This window comes from Roseovarius amoyensis, assembly GCF_003260265.1.
Classification (GTDB): domain Bacteria; phylum Pseudomonadota; class Alphaproteobacteria; order Rhodobacterales; family Rhodobacteraceae; genus Roseovarius; species Roseovarius amoyensis.
On the sequence record NZ_QITQ01000029.1, the window covers coordinates 18007 to 28285 of the forward strand.

Here is a 10279-nt window from a genome sequence, read left to right on the forward strand (position 1 = left end):
TTACCGATCATGAAGAAACGTATGCTTCAAATCGATGCCTTTTCGGACCGCCCCTTGCTCGGCAATCCGGCGGCGGTGGTCTTCGACGCCGACGACTTGTCCACCGAGATCATGCAACGCATCGCGCGCGAGATGAACCTCTCCGAGACCGTGTTCCTGCTTCGCCCGACCGGTGACGCGGACTATCGCGCCCGCATTTTTACCCCGGTGCGCGAACTGCCCTTCGCCGGTCATCCGACCATTGCCGCCGCCCATGCGTTTTGCGGCGAGCAAAGCAGAACGCCCCAAAGCCTGACGCAGGAATGCGGCATCGGACTGGTTCCGATCCGCGTCGAAGACGACCTTTACACGATGACGCAGGCAACGCCCCAATTCCGCGATGTGCCGGTCGCCAAAGCTGAACTTGCCGAGGCGAACTGCCTTCCGCTCGACGTGCTCGCGGACAGCCCGCATCAGATCGTCTCAACGGGGGTTCCATGGCTGTTGCTTGAGCTTCACGACGTCCAGGCACTGGCCGGCCTGCGACCCGACCTCGGCCGGATCGAGCGGATCTGCCATGGGCTCGGCGCGGCAGGGCTCACGGTCTTTGCCGACAGCGGGTCCGGGGCCACGCCGCGCTTGCGTGTACGCACCTTTGCTCCGGGTGAGGGCGTGGCCGAGGATCCTGTTTGTGGGTCTGGCAATGGTGCCATCGCTGCGTGGATCGCCACGCATCGCGACGCGGTGCCTCGGGGTGGTTACCTGTCGGAGCAAGGGGTCGAGATGGGTCGGCGCGGGCTGGTTCACGCGGGCTGGGAAACGACAGCAGAAGGGCTGCGGATCACCATAGGCGGGGCCGCTTGTATCGTCCTGCGGGGCGAACTGGATCTGGGTGACGCGTCCTGATCAGATGGACTGATCCAAAACCTCCAGAACAAAATCGACCCGCGCCTCGACCGTGGCCAAAGGCAGCGGCAGCAGGTCATATCCCGCCATGGCATAGGCCTGCTCCATTGCCTCTGCCGTCGCAACCGCCTCGTCGAAATCCTGCCCGCGCTGCGCATCCTGACCGAAGATCTCGGGCCAGGGCGGCGCAAGAAAGACCGTCGGGCGATACCGGTAGAGCTCGGCCGCCGCGTGAACATGTGCGGGCGCCTCTCCCTCATAGAGCTGAAGATAACCGATCACATCGGGAATGCCGCGATCGAAGACCACCGGACCGTCGGTCCCCTGCGCCTCGTGCCAAGAGCGCATCTCCCAGCCGAGCATGAGCTCTGCAAAAAGCTGCCGGTCCTGACCGTGCCACCCTGTCCCGCCGATCCGGGTCTGATCCTGAATGATCGCGCGACCTGCTTCGGGCATTGTTGTGAGACCATGCCGCGCCAGTGCGGACAGAAGCGTCGTCTTGCCCGATCCCGGGCCGCCGGTAATGACGAAAAGTCGGTCGTTTATTTTGATCCTAGTGGAAAGAAACCTGCATTCAGACTGTCGGAAAGACGATCCGCCCCGGAGCATCCTTGGGCAGTCGACCGGAAAGCAACCATGCGGCGGCAAGCGGCCAGAGCGTCTGTTCGAAACGGGCGTGGAAGAATGCGAAATGCCCGATCTCGGGCACCGCGATATCCGGGGGCGCGATCCGCAGATGGGTTCGATCCGCCCCGGAATAGTAGTCGAGCAATCGTTGCCCCGCAGCTTCGGTGCAGAACGGGTCATCTGTCAACCCGATGGCCAGAAGCCGCGCCTGGGTGGCGCCATGACGCGCTGCAAGGTCAGTTGGGTCCAAAGCGGAGCAAACACTCGTCTCGAACCGCGGCCCCATCCGGCTCCAGTCGCGCACCACGCCGCGTGGCACATCCTCGAGCCATCCAAGCCGTGCCCCGGGAAAATAGCCGAAGAGTTGCGTCACGGCTGGCATAAAGAGATGCCATTTCAGATACATCGCCCGCCGCTGGCGGGAATCGTAATCGCGCCAGTAGGCGAATTGCGCGCCAACCGTCACGATCCGGTCCAGCCGATCCGAGGTGCGCGCCAACCCCAAAGCGAAGCCGCCGATTGAATGGCCCACGGCGCAGAGCGCACGATCCGGCCAGCGCCTGCCAGCATAGGCAAGTACCGCCTCAGCATCGAGGACGCCCCAATCGACCCATCCCGCCTGCAAATCCTTCACCGGCGTCGAGCGGGACTCACCAATCCCGCGATAGTCGAAGGTCAGGACCGTCGCCCCCTGCCCGGACAACCAGGATGCGAACCGTGCGTAATAGCGCGCCTGAACCGCCGTAGCGGCATGAAGCACGACGACAGGGCCGGTGTCTGCATGCCAGATCCCGCCTCTGATCGGATACCCGTCTTCGGCCGCCACCTCGAAGCGTTCGGCGGGCATCGCAGGGGCGGGCCTTTTAGGGTTCGTCCGCGATGGCGGAGCGTCAGGTCTCCAGCGATAAAGCATAGGTGTCCACATTCGTCTCAGGTCCGACAATACGAGAACAGCTTCCTTTGAAAGGGAAATCACGCCAAATGAGCTTTGCTACGGCTCACCTGAAGCCAATTCAATTGCGGGACCAGTCGGATTGGCGCTCTCTTCTCGCAGGAGGGCACCGAAATGACCCAGGATCACACGCCACGCAGCCCCGTCGTCACACTCGACGATCTGGACCTGTCGCCACAGAGCTATGGCACCCGCTTTCATGCCGCCATGGCGGCCATCGCCGCCCCACTTGGAGCGACGCATCTGGGGGCGCGGCTGGTGGAGGTTCCGCCTGGCAAAGCGGCCTGGCCGTTCCATGCCCATCACGCCAACGACGAGATGTTCGTCATTCTCTCGGGCTCCGGCGAACTGCGGTTCGGCCCCGACCGGTACCCGGTCGCAGCCGGCATGGTGGCGGTCTGCCCTGCGGGTGGCGCCGAAACGGCCCATCAGCTGATCGCAACCGGCACTGAACCTCTGCGATATGTCGCGGTCAGCACCATGCGAGAGCCTGATGTGATGGCCTATCCCGACAGCGGCAAGCTGACAGTCTTCGCGGGCGCCGCGCCCGGAGGTGACAAGGCAAAGCGCCGGGTTGCCAGTTCCTTCCGGACCGCGGATGCGGTCGATTACTGGGACGGGGAAGAGCCATGAGGTCCCTCGAGTTCTGGTTCGACTTCTCGTCCGGTTACGCCTTCTTCGCTGCGCAGCGGATTGAGGCCATCGCGGCAGACCTGGGTCGGACCGTGCTCTGGCGACCCTACATGCTGGGCACGGCTTACAAGGTGACAGGGGCACGTGGATTGTCGTCGACGCCGCTGAAACGCGACTATGCGCGACGCGACTGGGCGCGGATCGCACGGCACCAGGGACTGACCTTCCAGCTGCCCGCCGACCATCCCCATGTCGCCCTGGCGGCGACGCGCGCCTTCTACTGGATTGAAACACAGCACCCTGAACTTGCTGCTGCCTTCGTGCTGAGGGTCTTCACCTTGTATTTCAACGACAGTCTCGACACCGCCTCACCCGAAGCAGTCTCGCGGCTCGCTCCGGAGTTCGGCCTTAAGCCCGGGGCCCTTCTGGCCGGCATCGCCGACCCTGCCCTGAAAGAAAAAGTCCGGAGGATCGGCGAAGATGCGGTGGCACGGGGCGTCTTCGGATCTCCCTTCTTCATCGTCGATGAAGAGCCTTTCTGGGGCTGGGACCGCATGGAGATGATGGCAGAGTGGGTCAGGACCGGCGGATGGTGAACGTACCGACGATCCGCCGCCTGTCCGCCGCGGACGCTCTGCGCCTTGCCGAATTGATGACGGCCTATCGGAGAGCCATGAACGGACCGGGAGAGGCAATGACCTCGGAACAGGCCACACTCCTGATCGAGCGCGCCGTCAGCGAGTCGTATCTGCTGCTTTTCGGGGCGGATCATGGCGGCGCGCTGGCCGGCTTTGCGCTGGCCTTCGACTTGCCCGAGATCATCTCAGGAAGCCGTGCCGGTCAGCTCGACGACCTCTTCGTCATGCCAGAGGCCCGGGGAAGCGGCCTTACCCGCGCCCTGATTGGCCAGTTGACCGAGATCGGTACCGCGCGCGGCTGGACCCATCTGCGCTGGCTGGTGCCGCAGGACAATCTGACGGCGAAACGGTTGTATCTGTCGATCGCCGATCTCGCGCCCTGGGACAGTTTTCGGATCGAGCTGAGCCAACCCCGCTCAATCTAGGTCGATCCGGTAGCGCTTGACCGGATCGAGCGTGGCAATCCGGTCATAGAGCCGCTGCGCAATGAGGTTCTCATCGCCGGTTTCCCATTCGATGCGGCGCCAGCCCTGCGCGCGCCCCTCCCGAACCAGTCGCTCGACAAGCCGTTCCGCCAGCCCGCGACGCCGCGCGAAAGGTGCGATCCAGAGATCTTCCAGGATCGCGATATGGGCCGTGCTGAAGCTGTGCTGACGAAGGACCACATGCGCCAGCCCGGTGGCCCGCCCCTGTCGGAGAATCAGCCAGCCGAGAAGCGGCGCGGCTTGATCCATGAGGCGCTGCCAGATGACGGGAATGTCCGCTCGGGCACGATCAGGCGCCGCGAAATGGTCCAGGTTCTCTTGCCAGAGGTCTTCCCATGCCACGCGGTCGTTTTCCTCAAGTCGCCGGATTTCGACCGCCGCCGCTTCAATACGATTCATTCAATTCGCTCCCGGCTCCAGTTGCCTTTGCGCGAGGGTCCTTTCTCCGGCCGAGGCCTCGACCATCCAGCGGCTCAGGTTGCGCACGCGACGGTCCCTGGCCAGCGCCTCCGGATAAACGAGGAAGTAGCCTCCGCCCGTATGCGCCCAATGTGGAAAGAGCTGCGTCAACCGCCCGGCTCCGACGTCGAAGGCAGCGATCTCCACGCCTGCCAGCGCCACCCCTGCCCCGTCCATGGCCGCGCGCAGTGCCAGCCCGGCGGAATCGACCATCATCACCGCCGCAGGCCGGATCGGCCCGCCCGGCAACGTCGCGTTCCATCGCGCGTAGTTCTCTTTCCGATACTGCGAGAGAAACAGGGTCATGCCCGATATCTGCGCCCGCATTTCGTCGGGGTCATCCTTGCCCAGGGGCGGTGCGCCGAACAGGCTCACGGTTTCTTCGAACAGCAGGTCCGCCTGCAACCCATCCCATTGGCCCTGCCCGTGCCGCACCGCCGCATCGGCCACTCCGGCAGACAGGTCCACGGCCTCCTGTGTCGTGGATATCAGCAGATCGAAGCCGTTACGCTCGAACGGGTAGCGCGTGAGCCGGGGCGAGAACCAATGGGCCGCGAACGTCGGCAGCATCGACAGCCGCAAGGGGCCCGCGTTGCGATCCTGTCTGAGGCCGCCGACCGCTTGGATGATCCGGGAAAACCCCTCGCTCAGATCGGGCGCGAGTCTCGCTCCGGCTTCGGTCAGTTCGAGCGCCGGACCGACCCGTCGCATCAATGTCAGTCCGAGCGCATCCTCAAGCCCGCGCAACTGGTGGCTGACGGCCGATGGCGTGACGCCAAGTTCCAGCGCCGCCTCCTTGATCGAAAGATGGCGCGCCGCGGCCTCGAAGGCTCGCAGGGCGTTCAAGGGCACATTCAGCCGAAAGGGTACTTGTTTATCCATAGATCCTCACAAACCGACTATCGCCGATAACCGGCACCACGCGAACGACGCTTTCTCATCAGCGCCTGAAAACTGCTCACTCGCCTGCCCGGCTCCTGAGCCTGAAGATTGTCCCACCATCCGCGAACTGGGAGATCCCGAATGCTGACCGAAGCCGTGAAGGTCCCGCTCGTCGATACGACGAGCCCCGTCTGGTTCGATGGGACGCTGCTGCCGTCCGGTGAGGCGACGCTGCATGTTCTGACGCACTCTCTGCACAACGGCGGCGCGGTCTTCGAAGGAATCCGCGCCTATGACGGTCGCCTGTTTCTGGGTAAGGAGCATTTCCGGCGCCTGCAGCGCTCGGCCGAGCTTCTCGGATACACGCTGCCATGGCTGGTCGATGATCTTCAGGCCGCAGCCGAGGCCGTGCTTTGGGCTGGCGGACTGAAGGACGCCTATGTCCGGCCGATCGCCTGGCGCGGCAGCGAAAGCGTCACCGTTTCCGCGCAGGGGTGCCGGATCCATACCGCCATCGCGGCCTGGGACTGGCCGGTGGAAACCGCCCTTGGAGACGGCACAAGCGAATTGCGCCTTGTTTTGTCGGATTGGCGGCGCCCCGCGCCCGATACGGCGCCGACGGCGTCGAAATGCTCGGGCCTCTACATGACCGGAACCTTGTCGCGAGCCGCAGCCGCCCGTAGCGGACATGACGATGCCCTCATGCTGGATATGGCAGGCCATGTCGCCGAAACCACGGTCACGAACATCGTCCTCGTCCGGGACGGCAGGCTTCTGTCTCCCCTTCCCACATGCTTTCTCGACAGCCTGACCAAGCGCCATGTCTTCGACCTTGCGCGTGGCCTCGGCCTGTCGTTTCATGAAGGAACCGTCAGCCTCGACGATCTGGATGCAGCGGACGAGGTCTTCGTCACGGGCACGTCGGTCGAGCTTCGTCCCGTGGTCTCGCTCGACCGCCCCGGCAAGCACAGCACATGGCCCGTGGGGCCGATCACCACGGCCCTGCGCGAGGCGTTCCGCGCCTCGACCCGGGCTCACGCGTAGTGCCAGACTAGCAACAGGCCGAGGCAGACGATCGCGACGCGCAGGAGTTGCGGCTTCACCCGGCGCGCCAGCCGGCCACCGATGACACCACCTGCCGTCGCCCCCAGGAAGACCAGGGCAGCCGGACCCCAGGCGACCGCGCCGCCAAAGGAGAAGATCAGGACGGCGATACTGGTCGCGAGCGTTGCCAGAGCATTCTTGACCACGTTCAGCCGCTTCAAATCGTCGTCCCCCGTCACGGTCAGCAGCGCGAGCAGCAGCACCCCCAGCCCTGCCCCAAAGTAGCCACCATAAAGGGCCACGCCCCCCTCGGCGCACGCGGCGCGGACTGGCCCGATCGACACCCCGTGGCGGGCGAGCCAGCGGTTGAGCCAGGGCCCCGCAGCAAACAGCAGCGTCGCGAAGAGCAGCAGCCAGGGGACCAACTGCCGGAACAGTGCATCTCCCGACACCAGCAACAGCCCGGCCCCCGCCGCCGAGGCCAGCGTAAACACCGCGATGCGCCCGCGCCGCGCGATCAGTTCCTGCCGCAGCAGCGCACCTTCGCCAATCAGGCTGGCCGCATGGCCGGGCCAGATCGCGACTGCGCTGGTTGCGCCCGCCGTCACCGGCGGCAGCCCCACTGCCAGCAGCGCCGGGAAGGTAAAAAACGTGCCCCCGCCCGCGATCGCATTGCACAGCCCGCCGAGCAGCCCCGCGCCCGTGAGCAGCGCTATTGTCGCCATATCCATCCGGTCCTCCGCTCCGCCTCTGCGCGATCCTGACAGAGGGGCTGGAAAATTGTGTCGGACTGGTGCCAGATGATACCCTGGAGGTGCCAGCATGCAGCGCGATGAGATTGGAGGATTTTCCGAGGATGGAAGTCCGGTGATCGGCAGGATCACGAGCTTCACACCCGGCACCATGCCGGAGGCGCATGCGCACTGGCGCGGGCAGCTCGCCTGGTGTCCGGACCGGCCGGTGACGGTCGAGACAGGACGCAGGCTGCATCTTCTCTCTCCCGGCATGGCGATCTGGCTTCCACCGACGCACCGCCATCGCATCCGGGCCGAGGGCGCGCGGAAATCGGTCAACCTCTACACCCGGCCCGCCGCGGCACCGCTGCCCAAGGCCCCCACGCCTTTCCCTCTCGAAGCGCTGGAGGCCGAACTTCTCCGCACCCTGGCAGGGTCCAGCCGCGCCGACCGGCAAGAGCCCGCCTTCGCCCGGCTGACGGCCGTGCTGTGGGACCGGCTTGCGCGCCCCGCCCCTGCACCCACACTGCCCCTGCCTGCCGACCCGCGCCTGCGTCGTATCGCGCAGGCACATCTCGATGGGGCCGACCATTCGCTCGACCACTGGGCCGCGGCACTGGCGCTGTCGCGGCGCAGCCTGCAACGGCTCGTCCGTCGCGACACCGGGCAGAGCTGGGCCACCTGGATGCGAGACCTTCGGTTGGCACGCGCAATTGCCCCGTTGATGGCCGGCAAGAGCGTGCAACATGCAGCCCATGCCGCCGGCTACGCCACCGCGAGCGGCTTCGTGGCTGCCTTTCATGCCGCCCATGGGATCACACCTGGTCAGTTGCAGCGTCGGATGGAGATCTGAGGTCATCCCACGCGCCGCTCCGTCAGCAGTCGCAGGGCGAACCCGATCAAGACACTGCCGGTAACCCCGTCGAGGAGGCGAGGCAGGCGGGGGCCGTTCAGGGCATTCTGAAACGGCACTGTCGCGGCAGTCAGCGCTGCAAAGAAGATCAGCCCGATCGACGCGTGTATCCCCGCGAGCAGAACGCTGAACGGCACCACCGGAACGCCCACGGGCAGAAACTGCGGCAGGAAGCTGATATAGAAGACACCGACCTTGGGGTTAAGAAGGTTGGTCATCACCCCGCGCAGGAACCAATTCGGTGCGGAAGGCGCCATGACCCTCGGCAACCCCGGCTCTCGCGCACGGAACGCCCCCCACAACATCCCGATACCCAGCCAGATCAGGTAGGCCGCGCCGGCAAGCTGAAGACAACGGTAAGCCAGTTCCGACACGGCCAGTACAGCACCGAGCCCCAAAGCCGCAATCAATCCCCATGCCAGCACCCCGGTCACCACCCCTGCCCCCGCCAGCATCGCCCGGCGCGGCCCCTCGACCGCCGCCGTCCGCAGAACAAGGGCTGTATCGAGCCCCGGTGTGATCGTCAGCAAAGCCGCTGCAATGGAGAAGCTCAGCAATGCAGTTGCAACGTCCATGGCTACTCTCCGATCTCGTCCAGGAAATCTGCCAGAAGCCCCTGACCTTCGGGCCAGGCGCCGAGGTTTGACGCCTCATTCAAATGGCCCCTTGGGCCAAGACGGCGTGGCCAGGCGCCTTGCCTGGCAGCCCAGGCTATCGCACTCGCCGTCGGATCATAGGGATCGTTCTCACTTGCGACGGCCAACACCGGCCGCTCACCAAACCCCATTGCAGGCAACGCTCCGAATGCCTTTGCCTGCGCCGGGAAAGCCGGCCCGCTCGGGTCCGGCACGGCAACAAGAAATGCCGCAGCGATCGCCCGGGACGACGCCGCACGCCAATGGGCGAAAAGCAGGCACCCGAGCGAATGGCATACCAGCACCGGCGGATAAGGTGCCGCGGCGACCGCCCGGTCCAGGGCGGCAAACCAGTCCGCGAGGTCGGGCTCATCCCAGGAATTCGGCCCTATCCGGACGGTGTTCGGATAGAGACTTTCCCAATGGCTCTGCCAATGCTCAGGGCCGGATCCCCCGATGCCCGGCACCATAACGAAACGACGCCCCATGCTAATCTCCTGATGTTTACCTTTCTGGAGTGTCCCTTGCCGAACGCATAACGGGAATGGCAATTCATCGGCAAATATGACAAACTTCCGATGAGTTAACGGAATCTGTGGTGTAACATGCCAACCAGTGAGCTCGATCGCCTTGACATCGCAATCCTCGAAGCGCTTCAGGAAAACGCCCGCACCCCGCTATCGGAGGTCGGCCGACGTGTCGGGCTTTCGCAGCCGGCGACATCGGAGCGGGTGAAGCGCCTTGAGGATCGCGGAATACTCGCCGGCTATACAGCGCGTCTGGACGCCGCCGCGCTCGGTCTCGGGATGATGGCCATCATTCGGCTCAAAACCACGCATGAGCACATCAAGCCAGCCTTGAAAGCCTTTGCCGAGATGCCGCATGTCATCGAGGTCCACCGTTTGACCGGCGAAGACTGCTTCCTGCTCAAAGTCCTCGTGCCGACGCCCGGCCAACTGGAGACCATCGTCGACACCATCGCCCGGTTCGGCGCGGTCACGACCTCTCTGGTGCTACGCTCGGAACCCGTAAAACCACTTGGAAAGGCGCTACTCGGCTGACAACTCCACGCGCGATACCGGAGCAAACCATGCCCATCGATATCTGGCTGATCTACGTCGCAACCGTGCTCGCACTGATGAGTACGCCTGGCCGAGCCAGATGCTGATGCTGTCGAACAGCGCCATCAATGGCTTGCCGCGGGCCTGGTTCACCGCTGCGGGAGATTTGACAGCTAACCTGATTCAGATGCTCGCCGCCGGCCTCCCAACTTCAACAGTTAAACGCGTAAGTGATTGATATTATTGATGCGGGATATCTGCTTTTGCCACAACCGGGCCGTTTCAGGAGGGTGTTTTCAGGCTCAGTGCATCGAAGAGTTCCAATTGCTCC

The 10279-nt window shown here is 64.6% G+C and carries 15 protein-coding genes; 8 read left to right on the forward strand and 7 right to left on the reverse strand.

What is annotated here, in order from left to right:
• Window positions 1–9 precede the first annotated feature (9 nt).
• On the forward strand, window positions 10–885 hold the full coding sequence (locus DL899_RS16845) for a PhzF family phenazine biosynthesis protein (RefSeq protein ID WP_111735523.1): 876 nt from the start codon (window positions 10–12) through the stop codon (window positions 883–885).
• Here DL899_RS16845 and DL899_RS16850 read toward each other — a convergent pair whose 3' ends face one another.
• Together DL899_RS16850 and DL899_RS16855 are read right to left on the reverse strand one after the other, a co-directional pair.
• Window positions 886–1431 carry an AAA family ATPase gene (locus tag DL899_RS16850; RefSeq protein WP_111735536.1) on the reverse strand — a complete coding sequence of 182 codons (546 nt, stop codon included), beginning with the start codon at window positions 1429–1431 and terminating at the stop codon, window positions 886–888. It lies immediately after the preceding gene.
• A gap of 28 nt (window positions 1432–1459) precedes the next feature.
• A complete protein-coding gene (locus tag DL899_RS16855) occupies window positions 1460–2437 on the reverse strand; it encodes an alpha/beta fold hydrolase (protein WP_111735524.1) in 978 nt (325 codons plus the stop codon).
• Between the two features lie 141 nt (window positions 2438–2578).
• Here DL899_RS16855 and DL899_RS16860 point away from each other — a divergent pair, with 141 nt between their 5' ends.
• From DL899_RS16860 to DL899_RS16870, 3 genes are read left to right on the forward strand one after another with little or no spacing between them, the layout of a single operon-like run.
• Window positions 2579–3097 (forward strand): cupin domain-containing protein, encoded by a 519-nt coding sequence (locus DL899_RS16860; protein WP_111735525.1) that lies wholly within the window; start codon window positions 2579–2581, stop codon window positions 3095–3097.
• Complete coding sequence (locus tag DL899_RS16865; RefSeq protein ID WP_111735526.1) at window positions 3094–3693, forward strand: 2-hydroxychromene-2-carboxylate isomerase; 600 nt, start codon at window positions 3094–3096, stop codon at window positions 3691–3693. Before DL899_RS16860 ends, DL899_RS16865 begins: the two co-directional genes overlap by 4 nt.
• A complete protein-coding gene (locus DL899_RS16870; protein WP_111735527.1) occupies window positions 3687–4160 on the forward strand; it encodes a GNAT family N-acetyltransferase in 474 nt (157 codons plus the stop codon). The genes DL899_RS16865 and DL899_RS16870 overlap by 7 nt, the downstream gene beginning before the upstream one ends.
• Here the strand turns inward: DL899_RS16870 and DL899_RS16875 are convergent.
• Together DL899_RS16875 and DL899_RS16880 are read right to left on the reverse strand one after the other, a co-directional pair.
• Window positions 4152–4619, reverse strand: coding sequence for a GNAT family N-acetyltransferase (locus DL899_RS16875; RefSeq protein WP_111735528.1), 468 nt, complete (start codon window positions 4617–4619; stop codon window positions 4152–4154). The genes DL899_RS16870 and DL899_RS16875 overlap by 9 nt on opposite strands.
• Window positions 4620–5561 carry a LysR substrate-binding domain-containing protein gene (locus tag DL899_RS16880; RefSeq protein ID WP_111735529.1) on the reverse strand — a complete coding sequence of 314 codons (942 nt, stop codon included), beginning with the start codon at window positions 5559–5561 and terminating at the stop codon, window positions 4620–4622. It lies immediately after the preceding gene.
• Window positions 5562–5702: 141 nt separating this feature from the next.
• Here DL899_RS16880 and DL899_RS16885 point away from each other — a divergent pair, with 141 nt between their 5' ends.
• Window positions 5703–6605, forward strand: coding sequence for an aminotransferase class IV (locus DL899_RS16885; RefSeq protein ID WP_111735530.1), 903 nt, complete (start codon window positions 5703–5705; stop codon window positions 6603–6605).
• On the opposite strand, the gene DL899_RS16890 is transcribed toward DL899_RS16885, so the two are convergent.
• Window positions 6596–7336: a sulfite exporter TauE/SafE family protein gene (locus tag DL899_RS16890; RefSeq protein WP_111735531.1), complete on the reverse strand. Its 741-nt coding sequence runs from the start codon at window positions 7334–7336 to the stop codon at window positions 6596–6598. The two genes, DL899_RS16885 and DL899_RS16890, sit on opposite strands and share 10 nt — an antisense overlap.
• Window positions 7337–7427: 91 nt before the next feature.
• On the opposite strand from DL899_RS16890, the gene DL899_RS16895 reads away from it, so the two are divergent.
• On the forward strand, window positions 7428–8192 hold the full coding sequence (locus DL899_RS16895) for an AraC family transcriptional regulator (RefSeq protein WP_111735532.1): 765 nt from the start codon (window positions 7428–7430) through the stop codon (window positions 8190–8192).
• Between the two features lie 2 nt (window positions 8193–8194).
• Here DL899_RS16895 and DL899_RS16900 read toward each other — a convergent pair whose 3' ends face one another.
• Both DL899_RS16900 and DL899_RS16905 read right to left on the reverse strand, forming a co-directional pair.
• Window positions 8195–8827 (reverse strand): LysE family translocator, encoded by a 633-nt coding sequence (locus DL899_RS16900; RefSeq protein ID WP_111735533.1) that lies wholly within the window; start codon window positions 8825–8827, stop codon window positions 8195–8197.
• A 2-nt stretch (window positions 8828–8829) separates the two neighbouring features.
• The gene (locus tag DL899_RS16905; RefSeq protein ID WP_111735534.1) at window positions 8830–9375 is read right to left on the reverse strand and encodes an RBBP9/YdeN family alpha/beta hydrolase; all 546 of its coding nucleotides are present in this window, start codon (window positions 9373–9375) and stop codon (window positions 8830–8832) included.
• A gap of 117 nt (window positions 9376–9492) precedes the next feature.
• On the opposite strand from DL899_RS16905, the gene DL899_RS16910 reads away from it, so the two are divergent.
• Both DL899_RS16910 and DL899_RS19720 read left to right on the forward strand, forming a co-directional pair.
• The gene (locus tag DL899_RS16910; RefSeq protein ID WP_076624994.1) at window positions 9493–9948 is read left to right on the forward strand and encodes an Lrp/AsnC family transcriptional regulator; all 456 of its coding nucleotides are present in this window, start codon (window positions 9493–9495) and stop codon (window positions 9946–9948) included.
• Window positions 9949–10048: 100 nt separating this feature from the next.
• Window positions 10049–10186, forward strand: a complete 138-nt coding sequence (locus DL899_RS19720; protein ID WP_204355341.1) for a hypothetical protein — start codon at window positions 10049–10051, stop codon at window positions 10184–10186.
• The last annotated feature ends 93 nt before the right edge of the window (window positions 10187–10279 follow it).